This is a genomic window from Pseudoalteromonas sp. 68 DY56-GL68 (genome assembly GCF_041414825.1).
GTDB lineage: Bacteria > Pseudomonadota > Gammaproteobacteria > Enterobacterales > Alteromonadaceae > Pseudoalteromonas.
Genome location: NZ_JAOCZL010000018.1, coordinates 335,276 through 360,931, shown reverse-complemented (window position 1 = coordinate 360,931; position 25,656 = coordinate 335,276). Strand labels below are relative to the sequence as shown.

At 41.7% G+C, this 25,656-nt stretch carries 24 protein-coding genes and 1 pseudogene; 6 read left to right on the top strand and 19 right to left on the bottom strand.

The window, feature by feature from the left end; translation table 11 throughout:
* Positions 1–55: 55 nt before the first annotated feature.
* Positions 56–1,246: an MFS transporter gene (locus NYF15_RS10115; RefSeq protein WP_371353467.1), complete on the bottom strand. Its 1,191-nt coding sequence runs from the start codon at positions 1,244–1,246 to the stop codon at positions 56–58.
* Positions 1,247–1,490: 244 nt separating this feature from the next.
* On the opposite strand from NYF15_RS10115, the gene NYF15_RS10110 reads away from it, so the two are divergent.
* Together NYF15_RS10110 and NYF15_RS10105 are read left to right on the top strand one after the other, a co-directional pair.
* A complete protein-coding gene (locus NYF15_RS10110) occupies positions 1,491–2,342 on the top strand; it encodes a universal stress protein (RefSeq protein ID WP_371353466.1) in 852 nt (283 codons plus the stop codon).
* 104 nt (positions 2,343–2,446) lie between these two features.
* Positions 2,447–4,570, top strand: a complete 2,124-nt coding sequence (locus NYF15_RS10105) for a TonB-dependent receptor (RefSeq protein WP_371353465.1) — start codon at positions 2,447–2,449, stop codon at positions 4,568–4,570.
* Between the two features lie 89 nt (positions 4,571–4,659).
* Here the strand turns inward: NYF15_RS10105 and NYF15_RS10100 are convergent, their stop codons facing one another.
* Positions 4,660–5,517, bottom strand: a complete 858-nt coding sequence (locus tag NYF15_RS10100) for an AraC family transcriptional regulator (protein ID WP_237119504.1) — start codon at positions 5,515–5,517, stop codon at positions 4,660–4,662.
* A gap of 413 nt (positions 5,518–5,930) precedes the next feature.
* Complete coding sequence (locus NYF15_RS10095; RefSeq protein ID WP_130151192.1) at positions 5,931–6,077, bottom strand: DUF2986 domain-containing protein; 147 nt, start codon at positions 6,075–6,077, stop codon at positions 5,931–5,933.
* A gap of 157 nt (positions 6,078–6,234) precedes the next feature.
* Between NYF15_RS10095 and NYF15_RS10090 the strand changes: the two genes are divergently transcribed.
* Positions 6,235–7,725 carry a dipeptidase gene (locus NYF15_RS10090; protein ID WP_371353464.1) on the top strand — a complete coding sequence of 497 codons (1,491 nt, stop codon included), beginning with the start codon at positions 6,235–6,237 and terminating at the stop codon, positions 7,723–7,725.
* Positions 7,726–7,787: 62 nt separating this feature from the next.
* Here the strand turns inward: NYF15_RS10090 and NYF15_RS10085 are convergent, their stop codons facing one another.
* The 8 genes from NYF15_RS10085 to yghU all read right to left on the bottom strand — a co-directional run bounded on the left by NYF15_RS10085 (position 7,788) and on the right by yghU (position 14,494).
* The gene (locus tag NYF15_RS10085; protein ID WP_130151194.1) at positions 7,788–8,579 is read right to left on the bottom strand and encodes a putative porin; all 792 of its coding nucleotides are present in this window, start codon (positions 8,577–8,579) and stop codon (positions 7,788–7,790) included.
* Between the two features lie 215 nt (positions 8,580–8,794).
* Positions 8,795–9,223 carry an OsmC family protein gene (locus NYF15_RS10080; RefSeq protein WP_371353463.1) on the bottom strand — a complete coding sequence of 143 codons (429 nt, stop codon included), beginning with the start codon at positions 9,221–9,223 and terminating at the stop codon, positions 8,795–8,797.
* Positions 9,224–9,312: 89 nt separating this feature from the next.
* A complete protein-coding gene (locus NYF15_RS10075; RefSeq protein ID WP_371353462.1) occupies positions 9,313–9,465 on the bottom strand; it encodes a DUF2256 domain-containing protein in 153 nt (50 codons plus the stop codon).
* The gene (locus NYF15_RS10070) at positions 9,455–10,951 is read right to left on the bottom strand and encodes a deoxyribodipyrimidine photo-lyase/cryptochrome family protein (protein ID WP_371353461.1); all 1,497 of its coding nucleotides are present in this window, start codon (positions 10,949–10,951) and stop codon (positions 9,455–9,457) included. Before NYF15_RS10070 ends, NYF15_RS10075 begins: the two co-directional genes overlap by 11 nt.
* 124 nt (positions 10,952–11,075) lie before the next feature.
* Positions 11,076–11,675 (bottom strand): FMN-dependent NADH-azoreductase, encoded by a 600-nt coding sequence (locus tag NYF15_RS10065; protein ID WP_371353460.1) that lies wholly within the window; start codon positions 11,673–11,675, stop codon positions 11,076–11,078.
* A 179-nt stretch (positions 11,676–11,854) separates the two neighbouring features.
* Positions 11,855–12,241 carry a membrane lipoprotein lipid attachment site-containing protein gene (locus NYF15_RS10060; protein WP_130151201.1) on the bottom strand — a complete coding sequence of 129 codons (387 nt, stop codon included), beginning with the start codon at positions 12,239–12,241 and terminating at the stop codon, positions 11,855–11,857.
* A 57-nt stretch (positions 12,242–12,298) separates the two neighbouring features.
* Complete coding sequence (locus NYF15_RS10055) at positions 12,299–13,597, bottom strand: MFS transporter (protein ID WP_371353459.1); 1,299 nt, start codon at positions 13,595–13,597, stop codon at positions 12,299–12,301.
* 57 nt (positions 13,598–13,654) lie between these two features.
* Positions 13,655–14,494, bottom strand: a complete 840-nt coding sequence (gene yghU, locus NYF15_RS10050; RefSeq protein ID WP_130151203.1) for a glutathione-dependent disulfide-bond oxidoreductase — start codon at positions 14,492–14,494, stop codon at positions 13,655–13,657.
* Positions 14,495–14,607: 113 nt separating this feature from the next.
* Here yghU and NYF15_RS10045 point away from each other — a divergent pair, with 113 nt between their 5' ends.
* Complete coding sequence (locus NYF15_RS10045; RefSeq protein WP_341804054.1) at positions 14,608–14,982, top strand: STAS/SEC14 domain-containing protein; 375 nt, start codon at positions 14,608–14,610, stop codon at positions 14,980–14,982.
* An 8-nt stretch (positions 14,983–14,990) separates the two neighbouring features.
* Positions 14,991–16,007: an endonuclease/exonuclease/phosphatase family protein gene (locus NYF15_RS10040; RefSeq protein ID WP_371353458.1), complete on the top strand. Its 1,017-nt coding sequence runs from the start codon at positions 14,991–14,993 to the stop codon at positions 16,005–16,007.
* Here NYF15_RS10040 and NYF15_RS10035 read toward each other — a convergent pair.
* From NYF15_RS10035 to NYF15_RS10025, 3 genes and pseudogenes are all read right to left on the bottom strand, one after another.
* A pseudogene (locus tag NYF15_RS10035) lies at positions 16,004–16,186 on the bottom strand (2OG-Fe(II) oxygenase); the annotation flags it as partial. The gene NYF15_RS10040 and the pseudogene NYF15_RS10035 sit on opposite strands and share 4 nt — an antisense overlap.
* Before the next feature lie 33 nt (positions 16,187–16,219).
* Positions 16,220–16,807 (bottom strand): rhomboid family intramembrane serine protease, encoded by a 588-nt coding sequence (locus tag NYF15_RS10030; protein WP_371353457.1) that lies wholly within the window; start codon positions 16,805–16,807, stop codon positions 16,220–16,222.
* A gap of 105 nt (positions 16,808–16,912) precedes the next feature.
* Positions 16,913–17,599, bottom strand: coding sequence for a type 1 glutamine amidotransferase domain-containing protein (locus tag NYF15_RS10025; RefSeq protein ID WP_193988546.1), 687 nt, complete (start codon positions 17,597–17,599; stop codon positions 16,913–16,915).
* 134 nt (positions 17,600–17,733) lie between these two features.
* On the opposite strand from NYF15_RS10025, the gene NYF15_RS10020 reads away from it, so the two are divergent.
* A complete protein-coding gene (locus NYF15_RS10020; RefSeq protein ID WP_371353456.1) occupies positions 17,734–18,645 on the top strand; it encodes a LysR family transcriptional regulator in 912 nt (303 codons plus the stop codon).
* Here the strand turns inward: NYF15_RS10020 and NYF15_RS10015 are convergent.
* The 5 genes from NYF15_RS10015 to NYF15_RS09995 all read right to left on the bottom strand — a co-directional run bounded on the left by NYF15_RS10015 (position 18,642) and on the right by NYF15_RS09995 (position 25,517).
* On the bottom strand, positions 18,642–19,379 hold the full coding sequence (locus NYF15_RS10015) for a dienelactone hydrolase family protein (RefSeq protein ID WP_371353455.1): 738 nt from the start codon (positions 19,377–19,379) through the stop codon (positions 18,642–18,644). The genes NYF15_RS10020 and NYF15_RS10015 overlap by 4 nt on opposite strands.
* Before the next feature lie 71 nt (positions 19,380–19,450).
* On the bottom strand, positions 19,451–20,776 hold the full coding sequence (locus NYF15_RS10010; RefSeq protein WP_237119491.1) for a glycerophosphodiester phosphodiesterase family protein: 1,326 nt from the start codon (positions 20,774–20,776) through the stop codon (positions 19,451–19,453).
* Between the two features lie 79 nt (positions 20,777–20,855).
* Positions 20,856–21,701 (bottom strand): carboxylate/amino acid/amine transporter, encoded by an 846-nt coding sequence (locus NYF15_RS10005; protein ID WP_371353454.1) that lies wholly within the window; start codon positions 21,699–21,701, stop codon positions 20,856–20,858.
* 102 nt (positions 21,702–21,803) lie between these two features.
* A complete protein-coding gene (locus NYF15_RS10000; RefSeq protein WP_371353453.1) occupies positions 21,804–23,231 on the bottom strand; it encodes an amidohydrolase family protein in 1,428 nt (475 codons plus the stop codon).
* A gap of 147 nt (positions 23,232–23,378) precedes the next feature.
* Positions 23,379–25,517 carry a M3 family metallopeptidase gene (locus tag NYF15_RS09995; RefSeq protein WP_371353452.1) on the bottom strand — a complete coding sequence of 713 codons (2,139 nt, stop codon included), beginning with the start codon at positions 25,515–25,517 and terminating at the stop codon, positions 23,379–23,381.
* Positions 25,518–25,656 lie beyond the last annotated feature (139 nt).

The window sequence follows — 25,656 nt, the reverse complement described above, 5'->3', positions numbered from 1 at the left end:
CATTCTTGTTAAACGCCATTTCTCTGGGCGATATAAAATCGCAGCTACATTTTTGCTAACTTTCGACTCGTAGCTTTTTCATTTGTATCGCGCTTAATGACCACATTAAAAAGCCACCCAAAAAGAGTGCTGCAGATACATAGCCTGTTTGGCTTGGCAGTGCGCCTTCGGCAATCGCCATACCACCAAGCCAAGGACCAATGGCATTGGCTGTATTAAACGCACATTGCACAAGTGCGCCTATCATTGCATGGCCTTGTGGTGATACATCCATTAACAGTGATTGGATCACAGTACCTAAACCAACGCTAAAGCCAATAAAGAAAATAACCGCATATAACAGCCAAATATTGTGGCTGGCGCTTACATAACTGGCTGCAAATACAACAGCACCAATTAGCGCTGCCCCGGTGGTTTTTAATGGCGAGCGGTCGGCGGCTTTACCCAGTATATAGTTCCCTAAAGTACAGCCAATTCCAAACATAATCATGGCAATAGAAATCGTGTAAGCTGGTGTGTGAGTCACCACTAAAATAGTGTCGGCTATGTAGGTGTAAACACAAAATACGCCACCAAAACCAATAATAATGATACCCAGAATCGTCCACACCAGCTTGTTTTTAAGCACACTGAGTTCATCTAAAATCGACGTGGGTGTCGTATTTTTTACGTTAGGTACGTACTTAACTATAAGTACCAAAGCCACTAAAGCGAGTACCGCAGTACCTGCTAGGCAATAACGCCAACTAAAGTTTTGCCCAACCAGGGTAACCATAGGCACACCGACAATTGTTGCAATGGTTAAGCCCATAAATACTTTTGACATAAAGCTTGCGCGTTTGTCGGCAGGGGCAATGTCGGCGGCGAGTAAAATAGCCGCGGCAAAGTATGCACCATGTGGTAAGCCACTCAAAAAACGAAATAAAATCAACTGTTCGAGTGAGTTTGCAAAAGCGCTTAAGCCATTAAATAAAAACATCATACTGACAAACATCAAGAGCGCATTACGTTTACGCATATTTGCTGTGGTGATCATAAAAAGCGGTGCACCCACAACGACACCAATTGCATAGGCACTAATGGCATACCCGCTTTGTGCGGGCGTTGATGAAAATGTTTCGCTGATAAGGGGCAGCATTGGCATCATAGAAAATTCAGACAAGCCTAAAATAAACGTGCCCAAAGCCAGTACTATCAGAATGGTAAACGTGCTTACGTTGCCTTGATTATTGGCTACGGTAGTCATGGAGATCCTTTAAAAATTGATTTTGAAAATGCCAGAAACAGGCAGGCTGTTCTGGTATGAGATGTGTGCCCATTGCTATTGTAATACAAATCAACCACACTGATATAGTATTTTTTGGAACGTTCTACATTTGTTTGTTATAAGAAATTAAGCTGAACTTCTTAAGTCTTTGCTGTTCAAAATAAATACATATAAAAAGCCGACTATACTTGGTTTTACTGGCTTGGTTTTGAAGGAGAGCATAATGAAAAAGATATTTGCTTGTATCGATGGTTCATGTATGACCAATGCAGTGACAGAAGCTGCTATTTGGATAGCCAAGCGTACTGATTACCCAGTTAACTTTTTACATGCTTTAGAGCCCCCTTTGCCACAAGGCCGTGATGATCTAACCGCGATTATTGGCTTAGGGTCGCAAACGTCCTTACTTAAGCAATTGACAAAACTGGAAGTTGAACGCAACAAAATGGCTTCTGAGCATGGCAAGTTGCTGCTTGAAGAAGCGGTAAAAAAAGCACAACATGCAGGAATGACTGCGGTTGAGCATCAGCAGTTTTCTATGAGTTTAGTGGACGCTTTACTTGATAATGAAGACGATGCAAGGGTGATGATTATTGGCCGTTCTGGCAAGGGCCACTATGATGACTTTAAAGTATTAGGCTCACATATCGAAACTTTAATTCGCCAAGTGCATACACCCGTTGCGATAGTGCCGCCACACTTCCATGAGCCAACTAATTTTATGCTTGCTTATGATGGTAGCGAACATACAGACAAAGCAATAACACAGATTATTAACGGGAGGATTTTAACAGGTTTAGATTGTCATTTAGTGATGGTTGATAAACAAGACGGTCAATGCCAAGACAAGCTAGATACAGCCTCGGCAAGGCTGGTTGAGCATGGTTTTAATGTTAGAACCCGTATGCTTGATGGTGATGTATACGAGGCGTTATGGCGTTATAAAAGTGATCACGCCGTTGACTTAATGGTGATGGGCGCATTTGGGCACTCTAAATGGCGACAATTCTTTTTAGGCAGCACGACACTAAAAATGCTTGAAGATAGCCGGATCCCTTTGGTGGTGCTGCGCTAATATTTGACCCCAGCGCACTGGGTGCGACAATATGTCGCGTGTTCAGACTAATTAATGAGTTTTATAATCCACTCATTAATTAACTATCTTATTTTTAAAGAGTTATGAACACGCAATTCTCTCGTCCAGGTTTTTCATTTTCTAAAATTGCAGCAGCACTTAGCTGTGTTTTAAGTATCTCTGTTTTTGCTGATGATTCGATTGAAGTAATCGAAGTACAAGGTCATGCCCAAAATAATCATCAACTCGTTGGCTCTGCCGATTCATTGTTATCTGATTTAGGCGTTGATTTTTCAGCGGCAGGTGGGGTATCTAACTTACCTGTTATGAATGGCATGATGGGCGATAGAGTTAAAGTACTCGTTGATGGTGCTGATGTCACTGCGGCGTGTGCTAATCAAATGAACCCGCCATTATCTTATGTGTCGGCGAATCAAATTTCGTCTTACAGCGTGGTTGCTGGTGTGTCGCCGGTGAGCAGTGGTGGCGATAATATTGCTGGTGTTATTAGGGTAAATACGATTGCCCCCGAGTTTAGTGATACAGATTCACTCAATTGGCGTACAGGTTATGTTACCGCTCAGTACAAAAGTGTTAACGACAGCCAAGCGTATGGCCTAGGTGCAAGCCTTGCAAGTAAACAGTTTAGCTTGTCTTATCAAGGCAGCTTTGAAGATGCCAATAGCTATGATGATGGTCATGGTGATCGCGTACTCGATACTTTATACCGTGTGCAAAATCATGCCTTAACGGGTGCTATTCGTGACAATAAACAGCAACTTGTCGTTAAATTAAGTCATCAAAAAATTCCCTACCAAGGCTTTCCCAATCAATACATGGATATGACCGATAACACCAGTTACGGATTAGTTGCTCAGTATCAGCGCGAACTCGCAGACAGTCATTTACATGTGCAAGTGAACTATCATGATGTGAAGCACGAAATGGGTTTTTTTAGTGCAGAAAAAACAGGCATGATGCCAATGAATACAGATGCCAAAGACTACAGTTATCAAGTACATTGGCGCACTGACTTATCAAAGCAATCATCATTAATGCTAGGGCACGAATATTATAATTACCGTATTGATGATTGGTGGCCTGCGGTTGCAGGGTCAATGATGATGGGCCCGAACGAATACATTAATATCAATGAAGGAAAACGCGATCGCCTAGGGGCATTTGCTGAGTATCAAAATCAAGTAAATCAAGCTTGGTGGTTATCGGCAGGTGTGCGTGTTGAGCAAGTAACTACAGATACTGGCGAAGTACAAGCTTATAACGAAGGCGGCATGGGTCATATGGGCTCGATGATGAATATGTCGAAAACGGATGCGCAAGCGGCGATGGAATTTAACCAATTAGACCGTAAACGTGACGACACCTTAGTTGATATGAGCCTACTTGCGCGCTACCAATTAACTAACAACGATGAGCTGCAATTTGGCCTTGCACGCAAAAACCGTGCGCCCAATTTATATGAGCGTTATAGCTGGGGTGTTGGTACGATGGCAACCACCATGATCGGTTGGTTTGGTGATGGTAACGGCTATATTGGTAACCCAGATTTAGAAGCCGAAACGGCTCATACTTTGAGCGCTAGCTACACTAAGCTCGCTAAAGACGATAGCTGGCAAATAACAGCAAATATCTGGTACACACAAGTAAGTGATTACATTGATGCTGAGGTGACTAAAAGCTTTAACCGCACTGACATGGCGCATACAAAACGCAATATTCTGACGTTTACGAATCTAGATGCCACACTTTATGGCGCTAAACTTGCTGGATTAGTTGAGCTTCATAATTCAAAGCAAGCAGGAAAGTGGCAATTAAAGGGCTCATTAACCAGTAGTCATGGCGAACGTGATGATAGTAATGAAGACTTATACCAAATCATGCCACTAAACACTAAGCTGAGTTTGGAGCACGAATACAAAGGTTGGCAAAACGCATTGAGCTGGCAGTGGGTTGATAGTAAAACCAATGTTGATGAGCGTCGTTTAGAAAATAAAACCGACAGCTATCAATTATTGGCTATCTCAAGCCAGAAAACATGGCAAAATTTAACCTTTAAGTTGGCAATTACTAACTTACTTAATGAATACTACCAACAGCCACTCGGTGGGGTGAGTATTGCTAATTATAAGCAAGATATGAGCGCAGGTTTTGAACAGCTTGCAGGGCAAGGCCGTTCGTATAATGCCAGCATTAGTTATCGGTTTTAGGGAAGAGGCTTTGTATTTGTAGGTGTGAAATTTATTGCGCGTGTTGCGCGATGTAAAATCGCGCCTACAACTTGCTTACACGCCTCGTGTTACTTAATCGGCAAATAAATATCTGTTTGCAAGTCGCATTCATCAACTTCATGGATGAGGTTGAGGTAATGAAAGAAACACGGGAAATCACGGACTTCTTCACCACTTTGCACTAGCCACTCACGATACAAGTAGTAAACCGTATCGCTAATAGTATCGTGAGAACCCTTGTGGCGCACTACTGCGCAGCGACCTGCTGGAATTTCACCATTTCGCACACCTTGCGGGTTTTCTGTTATAGGGTGTGTGATACTGCCGGCAAAGTCAAAACGAAATGCATGATCTTCAGTCGTGGCAGGGTCGCTATACGGGATCCCGTAAGTGCGACTGGTTTTAACGGGTGAAAAACCAGATTCTTTACGCCACTCAATAAATTTTGCGGCGGTATTCATAAGTGTATTCGCAGAACCTTGGTGAGTAAGTAACGCCACCGGTTGTGCTTTAAAATCAACAATGTTTACATTCATAGGGCAAACCTTTTTGTCAGGTAATGAAAATTCAAACTGTGTGTGCCAATTAGGCCAGTTTGGTTTGCTTCTGAACTCGCTGGGCGACTGCGTAAAAGTGCGCTTAAAAGCACGGCTAAATGCTTCAGGGCTATCGAATTGTGCCTCTAGAGCGATGTCGATAATTTTTATTTGCTGCTCAAACGCGAGCCGAAATGAGGCGCGTTTTAAGCGAGCAAGTTGCGTGTACTTTGTGATGCTTATGCCTACACCAGCAACAAATAAACGATGAAAATGATATTTTGAGCAACACGCCACCTCACTTAACTTTTCCAGTGATAGGGGCTCATCGAGATGTTGGCTTATATAATCACAGGCCAGCTCAATACGTTGTTGTTGCTTCGTTTTCATGGTTATTCTTTAATGCTTTTCAGAAGTGAGGCCAGTGTGCCATCACTTAAAAGTACCTACCTGATTGAAATTGCGCATTTTGTTTAACATTCACCAATTGTAGGCGTGAAATTTATTTCGCGCGAAGGTTCATGTTTTGTGTGATCTTTAAAACGCGCCAAGCAAGCGTGACGCCTACGGGTGATGTAGGCGTGAAATTTATTTCGCACGAAGGTTTATATTTTGTTTGGCTTTTAAAACGCGCCAAGCAAGCGTGACGCCTACGGGTGATGTAGGCGTGAAATTTATTTCGCGCGAAGGTTCATGTTTTGTGTGATCTTTAAAACGCGCCAAGCAAGCGTGACGCCTACGTATGATATGGGGAAATTTATTTCGTATATTGCGCGATGTAAAATCGCGCCTACGATAACTTTTTAACTTTCTTGTTCAGCTTCTTGCTGTGCTCGCTTTTCGCGCTCTGCTTTTGAGATATAAGCAGGTTTATTGCTTTTATGCAGTTTCTCATTGGCGCGTTTATCTTTTTGTTTAAGTTTAGTGAAGATCTTTTTTCTACGATTCATGGGGTCAACAAACAATAAAATGGGGTGAGTAGACATTGTACCTTGTAATTAATTTTAAGCCGACACATTTTGCATAAATAAGAGATTTCATGTCAGGGCTATAACCGTTACAATTAAAACGTACTCTCTAAAAACCTTTAAAACTCTGGAGCTTATCTTGAAACATTCATTACTTGCAGCACTTTTATTAAGTGCATTTTCTAGTCAGGCAGCCGTGTCTGAGCAAAGTGAAAAACTGGCTAATTATGCGGTAGAACAGTATCAACAAGCGCAAATACATACCCTTGGAAATTTAGTCTCTTATCCTACGGTAAACAAAGAAGGCCTTGCAACACCAGATAACCCAGACTTTATTGGTTTTAAGTCGTTTTTAAAAATGAAAGCGGCGCAGTTTGGCTTTGACTATCAAGATTTAGGTTACACCGTCCTGATAGGTATGGGTGATCAAAAAGACAAAGTAACGATTGTCACTCATGGAGATGTACAACCTGCTGATGCCAGTAAATGGCAACAAAGCCCATTTAAAATGGATAAAACCTCAGAGCCTGGCAAGCTTATCGCTCGCGGTACTGAAGACGACAAAGGAGCGATTGCGACTGCGCTTCATGCGATGAAGGCGATTAAAGATAACGGTATTACTTTAAATAACCGTATTGAGCTTATGGTTTACCTTGCGGAAGAGTCTGATTGGGCACCATTACAAGAGTTTATGAAAACTTACCAGCAACCAAAATATGCTGTAACCATTGATGCGTCATACCCAGTGGTTGTGGCAGAAAAAGGCTGGAGCTTAATTGCGCCGACTTTTTCTGCAACGTCAGCGCAAACAGGTTTATATGTGAGTGATTTAAAAGGGGGAGCTTTTGTTAGTCAAATCCCTGAAGATGCGAGTGTGCTCGTACATAATGCAGACGCGGCAACAGTGGCTAAATTACACGACAATGTAGCGAAACTTAAAAACGTAAAAGTAGCGATTAAAGAGCAAGCAAGCGGTTTATTAGTGCAAGTTAAGGGTACTTCAGCACATTCCTCTGAGCCTGAGTCAGGTGAAAATGCCATTGCCCACTTAGCTGAGGTGTTTAAAGGGGTTGATCTTGAAAACAACAGTGATGGTCAAGCAATTGAGTTTATTAACCAGTTAATTGGCCTTGATTTATATGGCGCACAATTTGGTGATATTGGTTACGAGCATGATTTTATGGGCCCAATGACTGTATCGCCAACAGTGCTTACTCGCCAAGGTAATGATATTAAATTGTCTGTTAATATGCGCCGCCCTGTAGGTAAAGAAGAAGCTGTGCTCAAGCAGCAAATTAATGAAGCATTGAGTAAATGGCAGTCACGTAATAATGTGACTTTAAAAGACACGGATATCGTGATTGGCACACCAATGTTGTTAGATGGCGCTCCGCATGCACAAGCACTACTTGATATCTTCAAGCACTTTAGTGGTGACCAAGACGCAGGGTTTGTGTCAATCGGTGGCGGCACAAATGCAAAGCTATTTGATAATGCGGTTTCGTTTGGTCCATCAATGCCAGGTAAAAAATACACTGGCCATTCAGAGCATGAGTTTATTACCGAAGAGCAGCTTGCGCTTAACTTAAAAATGTATACAGCGATGATGATGCAGCTTGGTAATATGTAATAGCAATGTTTAAAATGTAAAACGCCACTTTTAAAGTGGCGTTTTACATTTAGAGTTTTTGACTAGAACTGAGCAACAAACCTAATGTTATAAAGCTCTCCAGAGCCTCTTTCAGTGTAATTAGCAGTTACATAGTATTGGTCGTTAAAAAAGTACTTACCTTGTAAAACTAACTCAGAATCATCAATACCTGCACCTATGGCATAGTGATTACCAAAATAGTAGCTTAACATGGCATTGCTTGCAGAGTCATAAACACTGTCTTGGTGACCGACATCAACAGTAATATATTGACTACCGCTTAAATGATTAAAGTATCTGGCAGAGATGTTCCAATAGTCGAGTTCATCATCTGTTTCAGCTGTAAAGCCTAGGTAATCTTTCTCATTGATTTGGTGGTTATACTGGGCTTTTAGACGCCAATAATCATCACCATACTCACGCTCATTTTTATTTACAGAGACTTTTAATGCATCTGCAAATAAGTAGCCTACACCGACTGTATAGTTATCTGCATCATCAACATCGTAAATTTCACCTGTAACAAACCAGTTTTTGTAAAACCCTTCACCAAACATACCCAGGTAATCATTGTTATCAGCATTAAAGTAATTTACTCGTATGTTTGAGTCTGTATCGAGGTAGCCATAATCATCGAGTACTCCAGAGCTTTGCTGCTCTTCAAAGTAGTAATGGCTTACTAATTGGTAGCCATCAGAGTTATAATCGTCATGCTCGAGGTAAGTGTAATCAATACTGTTGAACCACTGCTTACTCACTTGTTGCTCTGTTGCTAATGAGCAGCTTGAATAGGCGAGTGTTGCAAGTGCAATGGGGGCTAGTTGTTTAAACATACAGATCCTTGTTGTATTTTGATTTTCAAGTACTTTGACTTTCAGGTACATAGTACAACAAGTTGGTTAATGTATTGTAATAAAGTGTTAAAAGTACACGAGTAGAGTTAATTTCGAAGTAGATATAAAAAGGCTCAAAACAAATCGTAGTCGCGACTTTATGTCGCGTTATTTATTAACAAAAGCCACCTTGGTTAGAAGGTGGCTATTTTATTTTAGTTAAGCTGAGTTGTTAGCGATATTTCTGCATTCATTAATTTAGAAATAGGGCAACCTTGCTTGGTTTGCTGGCACAACTGGTTAAATTTTTCCTCTGAGATGCCTTCAATTTTGGCACTAACATCAAGTGTAATGTGGCTTACTTCAAAGCCATCATCTACTTCGTCAAGGCTAACGATTGCTTTGGTTGTAATATCATCAGCTACAAAATCAGCGTCGGTTAACGCCAGTGATAATGCCATGCTAAAGCAGCTGCTATGTGCCGCAGCAATGAGTTCTTCTGGATTGGTGCCTGGCTTGTCTTCAAAGCGGGTGTTGAAACCAAAAGGTTGGTTATCTAATGCGCCACTTTGTGTACTGATTTTACCCTTGCCTGATTTGATATCGCCAGACCAGCTTGTATGAGCCGTTTTTTTAATCGTCATCGTCATCTCCTTTGTAAATAATTTCGGCTAGTGTGAAATGATTTCAGAGTATTAGGCCGAAAAGTATGATTCAGTAAAGAAGTTGCAACTTAAACGCCAATTTTTCGCTTAGCTTCACGCTTGCAGCGCTCTGAACAATATTTTACATTTTCCCAATCTCGCTGCCATTTTTTACGCCACATAAAAGGCCGCTTGCAGATAGGGCAAATTTTGCTCGGTAAGTTAAGCTTTTTATGAGCCATGGCGTTGCCTTTTAAGACTTTTAACATGTTTTTGAAGCACAACTTTTGCACCCTGTTTCACATCATCGCGTTCTCTAAAAGACCATAATCGGTCCCGAGCTTGTTTTGCTGCTTGCTCTAAATCGACCATGGGCTCTGGGTAGTCTTCGCCGAGTTTAAGGTCATTAAAGAGGGCTTCTATCGGTGGCTGTAGCCATGGCTGATGAAGATCTTCTATGGGTAAACTTTTAAGTTCAGGACACCAGGTTTTAATAAACATACCCTCTGCGTCTTTGTCTTCAGATTGTTTTATTGGGTTATACAAGCGAATGGTGTTGGTCCCTGTAACTGACGCTTGCATTTGGATTTGTGGGTAATGAATTCCAGGTTCAAAATCTAAAAAATAACGCGATAGAATTAAACTGACAGGGTGCCAATGAATGTTCATATGATGTGTCATAAAACTCACTAACATGGCACGCATTCGAAAGTTTATATAGCCTGTTGCTGCCAAGCAACGCATACATGCATCGATAATAGGGATACCAGTTTGACCTTGTTCAAAGCGTTTTAAGTGCTCTGTAACAAGTTCATCATCTCGGTAAGGATAATGCAGGTAAGCAGGGTTTTGAGGTGAAAACTCCATACTGCACTGGCTTTCAAACTTTTGCATAAAGTGGCAATGCCAATGCAGCCTTGATTCAAATGCATGTAATGAGCGACGCCAGCTTAGAGGCTGCTTTGCTAAATAGTACTTTAGGGTCTGATAAACTTGCCGAAGGCTTAGGTTCCCCCAAGCTAAATAGGGTGAAAGGCGAGAGCAAGATTCTCTACTTTTTGATGGGCTTGAGATACCGCTTTGATAGCCCCTAGCACGTTGTTCAATAAAGCTTTGTAAACAGGCTCTGGCAGCATGAGGGCCGCCATGTTGAAACTTTTCATCTTGTTCTGAAAAGCGCTCAGTGTATTTAGCAACTTGATAATTTTTAGGTAAAACGGTTTTAAAGTTGTGCCAATCTGGCGTTACAAGCGGTTGGTTCATCACGCTGTGCCAATGAGCTTGCCAATCAAATTGTTTTGGTCGCGCTCTTATAACAGCACCAAGCGGGGTTTCATGCCATGGAATAGATTTAGTGAAAAGCCAATTTTTTATTGCTTTATCACGCTCGAAGGTATTTTTAAGGCCGATTTCTTGGTGGCTAAAAACGGCTCTAATATTAAACTCTTTTTCTAGCGATTCAAACACAGAGAGCATATCTTGATTATAAATCGCAATTTCAGCATCTTGTTTTTTTAACTGCGCATTTAAGTCACACAGCGATTGATAAACAAATCGCCAATGACGATGACTGTAATGAGGATCATTTAGTAATAAAGGTTCGAAATTAAATAATAGCAGACACGGAATAGATGAAGCAGCAGCTTCTGCCAGAGGTTGATGATCTGAAAGTCGCAAATCTCGTTTGAACCAAACAATATTGATTGCTTGTTTTACTGCGTTAGGCATTGCTATCGGTCTGTGTTAATTATGTATGCAGCAATACGAAGAGAGTAGAGGTTTAGATTACTTTATATCTGAGGTGTTTTATGTAAAAAGAAGCGGCCAGAATGACCGCTCTAATCGTTGCGTTTTATAATGCCGCAACGAATTTTTTAATATTCTCTTGTGCAGCTTCTAAGCTTTGTTCAGCCCCAGGCATTGCTAACCCTTCTGCGTAGATAAAATCAACATCAGTCATACCAACAAAACCAAGCACATCTTTTAAGTATTTAGTTTGAGTGTCGATATCACTACCTTGGTATACACCACCACGGGCAGCCAGTACCACGACTTTTTTGTTTTCAACTAAACCAACTGCGCCTTGTTCTGTGTATTTAAACGTAATACCAGCACGTGCTATACGGTCAATCCATGCTTTAAACGTTGATGGAATACCAAAGTTATACATTGGCATACCGATAACGATCAGATCGTTGTCGTTAAGTTCGCCAATTAACTCGTCAGAGATGGCTGCAAGTGCTTTTTGCTCATCGCTACGCTCGTTTGCATCAGTCATCCACGCAGCCATTTCTGTTTGCGTTAGGTGAGCAATTGCGTTGCTGCTTAAGTCGCGCTGGGTGATCGTTACTTGGTCTTTTTCTGTCAGTTGACTTACAAATGTGTTTGTTAATTTAGTTGAGTTACCGTTTTCACCATTGAGTGAAGAATTTAAAACAAGTACTTTTTTCATTGTGACACCTGCGAATTAGGAAGTTGTTCTAAGTATAAAAAAGTACAAAACAAAATAATAATGCTATTAATCGAGCAATTTGTTCGTTTTAAGCGAATGTTTGTCTGCGGGGAAGGGAAGCAGCATTGTTATTTAAGACGGTACATACGATAAAGAAAGGGCGACCTAAGCCGCCTTTTTTATTGATATGCTAATTCAGCATCAATATTACGCATCAAGTTTGTTACCCAGTTGATGTATTGACGGTGAATCTTCTTACCATCGTAATCTAGGTTGATAGAGTCTTTGTAATCAATAGAATATTCTTTTTCATTAAAGCTAATTTCAACTCGTAATTGATGTTTACGAATATCTAACGTGCCTAAAACCTTACCTTCTTGATTTGCACGACATGTCCATCCAAGCTTCATACATGCCTTGAGTATATCGTTCTCGATACTTTTAAGGTCATGGCTTTTATTGGCAACTGTAGGTATAGGGTTAGAGTCAAAGTTACGAATAGGTACACTCGTGCTACATGCGGACAAAGTCAGCAGTGTAAAAAGTGCAAATACTATCTTTTTCATGGTAAGTCCTTTTTGGAATTAAATCAGCGTGATTATGCGCTTTTTTAATAATTTGGTCTAGGTATCTTTTAAAAACCAAGCACTTACTGCACCAGCAAATCCAAGCACACTATAAAATAAGATCAGCTCAGCGGTGCTTAAATAGCTATTTAGCAAGCCTACGCTACCCAATAGCAGCAGTATTAGCCCTATCACAGTATTACTGACTGACACATAATCAGTACGTTTATTCCCTTCAGCCATATCAACTAAGTAGGTTTTTCGGCCGAGGCGAACGCCTTGATGGGCAACTGTGAGTAAAAAATAACACAGTGGTAGTAACCAAAATTCATTGAGTGTTGTGGGGCTAAAATACGCAACTAAATACACGGCTAAGCCATTAAGTGTGACAAGTACGGCTGCGAAAACTAGCACTCGGCGACTCGATAAGTCGCTTAATCTACCCCAAATTGGTGCTGAAACCAGACTGGCAAGGCCAGAAAGAGCCATAAACGTGGCTAGTAGTGAAAAATCAAAGGCTTGTTCACTGGCAAGTACAATATAAAAGGGAGCGCTTAAAGCTGAGCAAAGTAACAATGCACGGGTAATAATAAAGTGGGCAAATTGTTTATCTTGATAGAGAAGTTTTAACTTTTTTAGAGCATGCAACAAGCCGTTTTCAGCGCCTTCGGTTGCACCTTTATATTCCTTTATTTGGCTGTAACTCAGTGCTGCAAAAAGCCACATGAGCGCAGCCAATATGAGAGCAACATAAACCCCATTGTCATAACCTAAATGTTGTAAATACCATAACCCAAGGCCAAAGGTAAGAGTCGCAAAGCCTGCAAAACTGGCTGCAAGACCACTAATGCTCCCTCTTTGCTGTTTTGGAATAACCTTACCCAACACATCTTTTGCTGCAATTGAATTAAAACCGCGGGCAAGGCTAAAGATAATCAAAATACCTATAATCGCAAAGCCTGCACTCGTGCCTTGTAGAGTGAGGGCGCAACTAAGCATAGCGATAATACACACTGCCTGAATGATAGCCCCAACCACCCACACCCATTTTCTAACCGCAAGCTGGCGAATTAAGTGAGCAATAGCAAGCTGCGGTAGCATAGAACCCGACTCACGTATTGGCACAAGCCACGCTATAAAGCTACTAGGCACATTAATACTTTGTAATAACCAAGGAAGCGTCACTTTAGGATTTAAAAGGGCATCGGCAAACTTGCTAAATAACTGACTCACTAAAAGGGTGATAAAGTTACCTGGCACGACTTTGCAGGCCGCTTCATCTATGGCTTTACATGCGCGCGCATCCTCGGTGTTACTAAGGCGTTGGTAAATCTCTTCTTTACTGAGCTTTTTCATGTTTCAAAGTTAATGAGGGGGTTGGTTGTCGCAATGGGCTGCATGGCAGCCCGATAGTTAAAAGTCGTTTTTGCTGTGTCGCTCGGCAAGTTGCTCTGCTTCATCACCCCATGTACGGTTAACACGGCGACCACGTTGCACTGCAGGGCGGCGTTCAACTTGTTTTGCCCAGCGTACAACATGGGTATAAGACTCAACATCTAAAAACTCTGCTGCGTCATATAAATAGCCAAGTACAAGGCTTCCGTACCAAGGCCAAATCGCAATGTCAGCAATTGAATACTCACTGCCTGCCATGTAGTCATGATCGCTTAAATGGCGGTTGAGTACGTCGAGTTGGCGTTTAACTTCCATAGTAAAGCGGTCTATTGGATACTGCATTTTAAACGGTGCATAACTATAAAAGTGGCCAAAACCACCACCTAAATAGGGCGCAGAACCCATTTGCCAAAATAGCCAGTTGCGACACTCGGTTTTACTTGTGTGGTCGCTTGGAATAAGTGCATCAAATTTTTCGGCCAAGTACTGTAAAATCGCACCCGATTCAAAAACACGGGTAACAGGCTTGGTGCTGTGATCCATCAATGCGGGGATCTTTGAGTTAGGGTTTACGCTAACAAAACCCGACGAGAATTGGTCACCATCAGCAATTTTGATCAAAAACGCATCATAGTCAGCGTCATCGATGCCAAGCTCAAGTAGCTCTTCAAGCATAATAGTGACTTTTTGACCGTTTGGTGTAGCAAGTGAATAGAGTTGTAATGCATGCTCACCCACAGGTAGATCTTGCTGGTGGGTAGCACCTGAAATTGGGCGATTTGTCTTAGCCCATTCGCCACCATTTTCGGCATCCCACTGCCACACTTTAGGCGGCGTATAACTGTCGTTATTACTCATTGAAACTCCTTTATTTGTGCTTTTGTGAATGTCACTACGAGACTACCATCCTAGTTGATCAACGTGAGCAAGGGAAGTAGAGTAATCAAATTATAAATATTAAGGAGGATAGTATGAAAAAACATGGTTTAACGATTGGCTTAGAGCGCGTTGGTAGTACATTTTATTTAACTTTTAAAGTCGTTGGAAAACTCACTCATGATGACTATACAAAACTCACTCCCTTAATTGAAAATGCGCTAGCGTCAGTCCCTCACGCAAAAATCAGAGCCTATGTTGATATTACAGAGTTAGAGGGATGGGAGCTTCAAGCAGCTTGGGATGACTTAAAGTTGGGGCTTAAGCATAACAAGGAGTTTTGCCGCATTGCTTTATTAGGAAATGCGAAATGGCAACAAGTGGCTAGCAAGGTGGGTAATTGGTTTACCAGTGGTGAAGTGAAGTATTTTGAGGATGCGAACATTGCACGTGAATGGTTACATGAATAAGGTGGCCTGTGATAAAGCATAACCAAATAAAGGTGGCGACATTTAACCTTTATAATTATTTAGCGCCACCGAATGCATTTTATGATTTCCAGCGTATTTATAGTGCACAGCAATGGGCAAAAAAACAGCGCTGGTTAGCTGATTATCTTGAAAACCAACAGCCTGATATCATTGGTTTCCAAGAAGTGTTTAGTATTGATGCTCTAAAACAGCAAGTAAACGAACAAGGTTATCCTTACTTTGCTGTCGTTGATGAACCCACTGTTATTGATGAGTTTATTTATCGTGATCCTGTTGTTGCGATTGCTTCACGCTTTAAAATAGTGGCTGTTGCCAAGGTGGAGTATGATACAGATTACGCAGCGCAAATGGGGCTTAAAGGGTTTCGTTTTAGTCGCGATATTATTCGCGCTACGATAGATGTGCCACATATTGGCGTTGTTGATTGCTATGTACTGCACTTTAAATCAAAGCGTAGCATGATTGATAACGAATACGATGACACCAGCACTGAGCAACAAAACTTACTTAAGCAGTTAAAAGAGCAGATAGCAGGGCGCTGGGCATCAAGCATACAGCGTGGCAGTGAAGCTGCACTATTATTGATAGAAGTCATCAATCGCAGAGCGCAAACTAATAACCCTGTTATTGTCATGGGGGATTTTAATAATGAGTTGCATGACGGTGTACTCAATCATTTAATTACCGAGCATTTACACCTCACAGGAAATCGACAAAACAGTGTGTATCGCTCACATTTTACCTTACAGGATAGTTGGCAGCTTTATCAGCGTCATGTAGTGACCGAAAGCGACAGAGAAGCAACCCATTACTTTGGCAGTAGTAGTTCAGTGTTTGACTATATTTTGCTTTCCAGGGAATTTGATGCAGGGTTTCAAAGCAGTTTTTTTGAAGTTGTTGATTATCACACCTATGATCAGCACTTGATCAACCCACAGTTTGCTTATGATGATCAAAGTACCGACCATGGTGTTGTGATGATCACCATGGCACTTAGGAGTTAATTGTTTTTGATCCAGCCAATACTAAGTAGATATCGGTTACCAGAAATGACTTTAGTGACTTGATGTTCACAGATATCGGGCCGAAATAATTTGATGCGAGCACTTTCGTAAATTGGTTGTGCACAAATAAACCCGCCACCAGTTCGCGCTTTTTTGAGCACAATGTTAAGCCGAAAGTTGCCGACCTTTTTCAAAGCGAAAGCGCTTTTTAATCATAGGTTATTGTATTTTTTATCACGCTTTGCCATCAGGTAACCCATAAAAGCACCACTTATGGCACCAAATAAATGGCTCTCGAAAGAGATATGAATACGCTGCGGAAATACACCCCAAATTAAGCCGCTGTAAAGTACAACGACGGCAATGCTGATTAAAATTGCTTTGAATGAGCGGTGTATGATGCCATAGCAGATTAGATAACCCCATAAACCATAAATTACGCCACTCAAACCTACATGAATATTACTGCGGCCGAATAACCAAACGAGTAGTCCACCAAGCAGTGCAGTGCCAGTAAACACTAGCCAAAAACGTTTTACGCTGTATTGGCATACCAGCCACGCAAGAATAGCAAAAGGCACTAAATTACTGACCAAATGCGCCCAGCCGCCATGTAAAAATGGGGCAAAGAACACGCCTGACACACCAGATATTTGACGAGGTAATATGCCAAAACCGTTAAGGTTTACACCGGGGAGTGAGTTGGCAATTTGCAGCACCACACAAAGTAACATGATGCCCAAAATAGCAAACCGTTTGCTACTGATAGGGGGAAGTTTAGCAGCTGATTTTTCAGTCATGGTTGAAGGCTCTTAAATCAATTCGACCGAATCAGTATAACTTATTAATAGTGAAGGTAAACACCTTGATGCACAAGGTGTTTACTGAGTAATGAATTGTGATTTTTAACCTAATTTGGTCAGTAGTTTTTTCGCTGCAAGTTCTGAACTTGCAGGGTTTTGCCCTGTGATTAATAAACCGTCTTCAATGGCAAGTACGCCCCAGTCATCGGTTTTTTGATAGTGACCGCCTTGTTTGATTAGCTCATCTTCTACGAGCAGCGGTACCACATTGGTAAGCTGTACGGCATCTTCTTCAGAGTTACTAAAGCCAGTAACTTTTTTATCAAATACGACTGATTTACCTGCTGCATTTTTCGCATTGAGTAAGACAGCACTTGCATGACATACCGCGCCAACAGGCTTGTTTGAATTTAAAAATTGTTCAATCAAACTAATAGAATCCTGGTTATCAACTAAGTCCCATAATGGACCATGGCCGCCTGGGTAAAATACTGCGTCAAATTCCTCTGCATTAATCTCGCTCAATGGTTTAGTGTTTGCCATTAAGGTTTTTGCTGCGCTGTCTTCTTCAAAGCGTTTGGTTGCATCTGTGGCAGCGTCAGGTGCCGCGCTATTTGGATCGACTGGAGGTTGGCCGCCTTTTACTGATGCAAGGGTTACATCTGCACCAGCATCAACAAAGGCGTAGTAGGGGGCTGCAAACTCTTCTACCCAAAAACCTGTTTTATGACCGGTATCACCTAATTCATCGTGTGAAGTAAGTACCATTAAAATTTTCTTAGCTGACATAGTGAATCCTTTTTTGTGTATTAAACATCGTTGATAACACTATAGGGGTGAAAACTTAGTTAAACAACGCAGATAAACTTGACTTCATTGGTTTAATAATTGATACAATTATTCAGGTCATATTAGGAATCCATATGAAAGTATCGTTCGAGCAATTAAAAAGCATGGTGGTGTTTGCCCATATTGTGCAGCAAGGTAGTTTAACCAAAGCGGCTCAACAACTAGGCTTGTCGCGAGCTGTGGTGAGTTATCACTTAAAAAAGCTAGAGCAGCAATTGCAGCTCACTTTATTAAACCGTTCAACTCGCACTATGACGCTAACAGAAGCGGGTATGGCTTATTACGAACGCTGTCAGGCCATTACAGAGCACGCTGAGGCAGCTAACCTGCATCTTGAAAGCTTAAAAAGTGAACCCGTAGGGGTAATTAAACTGAGTTGTCCGGTGAATGTCGGCTTGCAACTTGTGGTGCCTGCGCTGGCTCAGTTTAAACGTTTGTATCCTAAAATCGATATAGACTTACAACTGAGTGATGATGTGGTTGATATTATCAAAGAAGGCTATGATTTGGCTATTCGAGGGATTGCGCTTGAGAGTTCAAACTTGCAAGCGACTAAGCTGGCAAGTATGGCTACATGTTTATGCGGTTCAGTTGATTACTTTACAAAACATCCTATACCAAAGAGCATTGCTGATTTAGCAGTGCATACTTGGGTCGTGTACCAGCCAAGCAGTGCGACTGTAACTCTTGAAAAAGACAAACGCCGCTTTGATATAGCTGTTAGTGGTGGCATTAGTACTAACAATGCCGCAGCACGTACAGCTTTTGTTGAAGCGGGACATGGTTTAGCTAAAATCCCTGTTTATGATGCGCTTCCTAAGATTAAGGCCGGTTTGTTGCGAACAGTATTAGAAGATTACAAAACCGCGGATATTGAGCTTTATGGTGTGTTCCCGCCAGGGGCGGCGGGAAGCAAAAAATTGCGTGTTTTACTTGATTACCTAAAGGACTATTTCGCTAATCAAGTGGCAACGCTAGCGATTTAAACAAGCGTTCGATTAAATAAAGCAACGGCTTGTTGATAAATGCTGATTGCAAGGGCAGGGTCGTAACGGTCGCCTTCATCGCGCATAAAGGCGTGTTGGGCATTAACTTCTTGCCACTGGTAATTAATTCCTGTTGCCACCGCTTGTTGGTAAATTTTAAGGCGGCCTTCTTTTGGTACATGTGGGTCTTGCTTACCCCAGACAAAGTGAATCTCACCTTTGATATCAGCCATGCGCTCAAATGAGTTATTACCTGCTTGCGCCATTAAGGTATCGCTGTGTATATCTGTTGCATATAAACAAAATGCAGCTTTAATGTTAGAGTTTAATGCTGCGCGATATGCAAGGTGACCACCAATACAGACACCCATCGCACCGATGTGGCCTGTGCAGTAATCTTGAGTGCGTGCAAATGCAATTAAGGCTTCAGTATCACTGTCGTGGCTCTCAAGTGGTTTTGCCCACTTGTCGGCATTGCCTTTATCCTTACCCGCATCATCGTAGGCAAGTACAGTACCGATAGGGTTTAACTCATGAAACACTTCGGGCACTAATACCACAAAACCATGACCTGCCAGTATTGCAGCAGAGCGTGCGATTGGCGCAGTTTCTTGAAAAATCTCTGAATAGAAAACAATGCAAGGGAACTTCCCTTCATCTACTGGGCGATAAACACTGGTGCGCATTGGCCCTGTTGGGGTGGCTATATCGTGGCTATGGTGTTGAATGATCATAAAATGCTCGGCTAAATAAAACTCTATGTTAACCGAGCACGATTAAATAAACGACTGTAGCCGTAAAACTTTTAAATACTGGCAGGCATGTTATTACAACTTGCGTAATAACTAACCGTTGCAGGCCAATCAGAGAAGATACCTATAACACCAACATCTTTGGCTAATACATCAAGCACAGTCATCATATCGCCATCATTATCAATAACATCGGCAACCGATTGATAATAATAGCCGCCACCATTATTTAACGGGCCTGAGCGTTCAAAGCTCCACGCTATGATTTTAAGGCCCGCCGCTTTGGCATCGACTGCGTATTGTGAAGGCACTATGTTACTGTCGTTATCGATGGTTAATAGCATCCAGATTGGTGGTGCAATAATCTTAACACCGTCACTGTAAAGTGCAGCCATACTGGGTTGCCAAGTGTCAGGATTATTAGGGTCAAAGCCTGCATCACTATCACGGCCATCCAAGTAAACACTTTGAGCTGCAAAGTCAGGATTGTTATTTATCCAATATTTTACATCATCTAAGTTAAATGACTGTGGAAAAACATGATTCGCGGGCACATCCATTTGTATGTACTCATCGAGCATTTTTTGTGCGTACTGCTCTTGGCTCATACCATCAAAAGGCATGCTAACAGCTGGCGACTTAAGTTCAGGAGTCATTTTTACGCCTAACTCTTTAAACAAGGCGATACTTTGTTTATGTGTCATTAGGGTGCCTGTATTTGCATATAAATCAGTTCGCCAACTAGGCGTTCCTTTCATATAGTCAGCTACATTAGTTGCGTTGGGGTTTGCACCATCCATTTTGCCTTCAAGGGTTAAAAACTCTGCGAGGCTAATATCGCTAGTACAACATTTAGCAGAAGCAGGCGTACCACTGTTAGGATCTGCTGGAGTAAAAGGTTCACTGCATTTTGCAGCTAATTCTGGAATAGCTAAAATATTTGTGGTGGTATGTAAGTCACACTGCGAATGGCGACATACTAATTCTTTATCGTTTGTAAACGTGACATCACACTCGACAATGCCAGCCCCCATGCGAGCCGCAGCGATATAAGACTCCTTAGTGTGCTCAGGGTATTGCATAGGCGCTCCTCGATGACCGATTGAAAAATCAGTACGGTAAAAGGGGCCTTCTTTACACGATTCTAGTTTTGTTTTTAGTGTACTGTCTGCCATGTCATCAATGAGGTAGTCTGGGCGAGTGCCAAGCTGAATATTGGTGCCTTGCGCCACTTCTACGACAATGGGGGTTGGAACTTCAACAACTTGAACATCAGTATTTGTGACAACAACTTCTTTTTCGACAACTTCTACATCATCATCACAACCAGCAAGAACGCTTATAAATAAGCAACTAGTCAGTAAGGGTATGTATTTCACTATTTTCGTATCCTTTTAAAATAAATGAGTGCATCACCTTAATCATCATTAATGACAATAAAACGACAGTAAGCTTAATTTATTTTTTCACAATGGCTTGGTTCACAATTAAAGCTAACAGTATAACGGCTGCGCCAATACTTAATCTGAGAATGTCGGCATCACGGTTCCAAATAACAATATTGACAATAATCCCCGCAGGGATCAGTAGGTTATTCATGACTGCCAGCGCACCCACATTGACAATAGTCGCGCCTTTATTCCATGCAAAATAACCAAGTCCAGAGGCAATTGTTCCAAGGTAAATCAGGACACCCCATTGTGTGGCTGTGGTAGGGAGCTTACTGGTATCACCAAATAAACCATAGCAAACTAATGCGACGATGAGTGCACCAATGAAAAACCATGCGAACACACGAGAATGCGCAATGTGTTCGTGTTGCATTAATCGTTTATAGGTCACTTGTCCTGTTGCAAAGCAAATATTGGCAGCCTGCACAAGTAGCATTCCAAACAGGTAGTTTTCATCAATGCCTTCGTAACGAATAGCGACTGCTCCCACGATAGCCAGCATGGCGGCAAGCAAGAATTTAGCATTGAAGCGTTTTTCAAGAATATCGTTTAATAAGGTGATGTAAAGCGGTGTCATAACCGTGAATAACAGCACTTCAGGCACACTGAGGTACAAAAACGAATGGTAATAAAAACTGTACATTACACCCAGCTGCACCGCACCTATTGCCATCAGTTTAAGTGCTAAAGCTTTAGGGGTTTTACGCCAGTGCAGAAAAGGTAAAAATACGCAGGTGGCTAAGCCAATACGCATCAACACACTGAACCATGCATCGACTTGTCCTGCTAAATAAACACCAATAAGACTAAACGAAAAGGCCCAAAGCAGGGTAACAGCAAATAAGTAGGTCATATTATTCGAGTTATATTCAAAAAAGGGCAGTGTATATGAGATGGCTGAAAATTAAAATTGCCCATGACGGATAATACGCGGTCATGGGCAATAGGGGGGGGGTTAGGGCTGGTTGGCAACAAAGGCTTTTGCTTGTTGCTTTAATAGTTCAAGTGCGTTGCTATCATAAAACGTGCTATGAGAGACAACACCCTTTAGCGTTTGTGTATTACGAATATCAATAAGCGGGTTTTCTGAAAGCAAAATGAGATCGGCTACTTTCCCTTCACTAAGCGCACCGTATTGCTGTTGTTTATTTAAAAACTTAGGCCCAGCAAGTGTCGCAGCTTGCAGCGTTTGCAGTGGTGTTAGGCCATATTCAGTAAAAATACTCAGTTCTTGGTGTAAAGAAAGCCCCGGATAAATATACGAATTTAAAAAGCCCGCATCTGTGCCTGCAATAATGCTAACACCTGTTTGTTGTGCGATAGGGAGTAACTGTGCGGTTTTAACAAAACGCTCTTTTCTCTGTTTGATTTGTGCAGGCGTGTCTTTGTTAGCTCTATCGACTCGCCACTGGTAAGTTGCTTTTAATCCTTTACCTAAATAATCTAAAAAGGCATCGTCTTGATGATTGTCTTCATCAATGTAAGCTGTTATTTTGCCACCAATCAAGGTGGGCACCACTGCGGTGTCGTTGTTAGCAAGAACTGTAAACTTCTCAATGGCTGTTGGTTCATCAAACTGCGCGGTGATAATGGGCAGCGCAGTGCGATAATTCAGCTCTTTTGAGGCAACCTTTGCAGAAATATCCGCTTCGTTTTTAGCCGCTGCTTTAAGCATATAAGTCATATGCTCAATAGCATCAAGACCTGCCTTAGAGACATCAGTCACAGACAGCGAAAATGGAATATGGCCTGAAATTTGATAACCCCGTTTTTTTACCTCATGCACGGCTTTTAGGTATAGCTCAGGCGTTAAAGCGCTGTCAGTAATTTTGATAAAATCAACGTCCATGCTGTCTAACTGATCCATTGCAGCATGCATTTCTTCAATTGTTTCTACCTCTAAATCACCGGGCCAAATAGATCCTTTACCTTCTAATTTCGGGCCTGAAGTAAAAATAGTTGGACCAACTAACTGACCTTGTTTTACTTGTTCACGCCAGCTGAGCACAGACTCACTCAGATCAGCCGCAGCATCACGGACGGTTGTTATGCCGTAGGCTAAATACAGTGGCAATAGCTGTTTATTCTCTTCAATAAGCTCCTCACCACCGCCAAAGTGTACATGCATATCCCAAAGGCCTGGCATTACATACTGATCTTTTGCATCAATAAATGTAGAGCTTTGATATTGGCTGCTTAAAGGTTTATCGCTACGTTTAATGATGATTCCATCGCGAATGGCAAGAGATTGCTTTGCTGTGATAGTGCCAGTTTGCATATCAATAATTTGGGCGTTTTCTATTACGATGTCAGCGCGCTCATCCGAGGTTGATGAACATGCAACTAAAGCTGAGCAAAGTCCTAAAAGTAAAGCGTTTTTCATGTGTGAACTCGTGTTTTTCTTTGAGATTAGCAAAAACGAGTTAACTGACAATTGCTTTGAGATGAATAGGAATAAAAGCAGGGTGAAAGTTTGATTGGTGGTTAAAAAGTATGAGGATTACCCCTCATACTTTAAACAACATTGTGATTACTCAACTAAACCACGGCGCTTTAATAGTGCGTCTGTTGTTGGTTTTTGACCACGGAATTCAATGTAGCTTTGCATTAAGTCGCGGCTGTTACCTTTTGATAAAACTTCTTTACGGAAGTTATCACCATTTTCACGGGTTAAGCCACCTTCTTCTGTCATGTGTGCAAACGCATCTGCTGCGAATACTTCAGTCCAAAGGTACGCATAATAACCTGCTGAGTAACCACCGGCGAATGTGTGGCTGAAGTAGCAAGACTTATAACGAGGTGGTACTGGGTAGTAGGCAATACCGTGCTTGTCTAACGCATCATGTTCAAACTTTTGCACATCTGTAATATCAGCATCAACACCAAATGAATGCCATTCCATATCAAGCAGTGCCGCGGCTAAATACTCTGTTGTATCAAAACCTTGGTTGAACTTTTGTGATTCAAGTACTTTTGCAAGTAATGCTTTTGGAATTGGCTCACCTGTTTTGTAATGCTTGGCATAGTTTGCCAGTACGGTCGGTTCGATGTTCCAGTCTTCATTTGCTTGTGAAGGGAATTCAACAAAGTCACGAGCAGTTGCTGTACCTGCTAAACTTGGGTATTTAACGTCAGAGAATAAACCATGTACAGCGTGACCAAACTCATGGAACATCGTTGTTACTTCAGAGAAGGTCATGAGTGTAGGTTGGCCGTCAGCTGGTTTAGGAATGTTTTGTGCATTGTAGATTACCGGCATGGTGTCTTTTAGACCGCTTTGGCTGACATAAGAGCTCATCCATGCACCGCCGCGTTTGCCTTCACGTGCGTAAGGGTCCATGTAGAATAGGCCGATAGCGCTGCCATCTTCGTTAAATACTTCAAATACCATTACGTCTTCATGATAAACAGGTAAGTCTGTACGCTCTTTAAAGGTAATGCCGTACAGTTTATTCATCGCAAAGAATAGGCCGTCGTGGATCACTGATTGCATTTCAAAGTAAGGCTTAACTAATGCTGGGTCTAAGTCGTATTTTTCCTGACGTACTTTTTCAGCATAGAATGCCCAATCCCACGGTTGCAGAGCAAAGTTTTTGCCAGACTTTTTAATTACTTGCTGGATTTGTTCTGCTTCAGCTTCTGCTTTGGCAACCGCTTTTGGTGCTAAGTCATCAAGAATGCCGTAAACGTTTTCTGTTGTTTGCGCCATACGTGTTGTCATCACATACGAAGCCCAGTCTTTGTAACCCAGTAATGCTGCTTTTTCTGCGCGTAGTTTAGTCTCTTTAATGATGATTGGGCCATTAGTTGTTTGTGCGCGAGTTGCAGAAGTGGTCCATACTTTTTCACGTAGCTTACGGTTTTCAAGGCTTTGTAAGATAGGCTGGCGAGTCGTGTTGACAAGCGTGATCATGTAACCTTCTTTACCAGCTTTTTGTGCCGCAGCTGCAAGGCTTGCTATTTCACCTTCAGACAAACCAGCCAGCTCGCTTTTATCTTTTACTAAAATCACATCTTCTTTGAATGATTTTAAGATATTTTGTGAAAACTCTGTTGAAAGTTTGGCAAGTTCTGCGTTGATTTCACGCATTTTTGCTTTTTCAGTTTCGTTAAGTTTTGCACCCGCGTTAACAAACTTTTTATAGTAAAAATCGACAAGGCGTTGATCTTCAGCATTTAAAGATGATTTGTCGTCGTAGATACTTTGCACACGAGCGAATAAGGCTTTGTTTAGGTAAATATCATCAGTATGAGCAGACATAATAGGCGCCATTTTAGCGGCGATTCGTTGATACTCACTGTCAGAGATCAAACCTGATAAATTAAAAAATGCCGCAGAAGTGCGGTCTAGTAGCTCACCAGATAGTTCCATTGCAACAAGGGTATTTTCAAATGTTGCAGGCTCAGGGTTGTTTGCGATCTTTGCAATTTCAGCTTTTTGCTGTGCAATACCCGCTTCAAATGCTGGCTCGTAGTCTTTGGTTGAAATTTTATCAAACTCAGGAGCCATGTATTGTAAAGGGCTTGGCTTGAAAAGAACGTTGGTAACATTAGCTGTTTGTGTTTCAGCAGCAGTGTCAACTTGAGTTTGTGTGTCAGCTTGCTGTGAACTACAAGCTGAAAGTAAAAGTGCACTAGCAATCGTTGTTGCTATTAGGGTCTTATGCATGAGAACTCCAATATAAAAATGTGCTTGGTATTTTCCAAATATGAGGGATTACACCAATGATGAGAGCTTTTTTAAGTTACCAAATTTTAGACCAGAAACAATTAAATCTATCGGTTTATTAGGATGGTTGAGCGCAAAA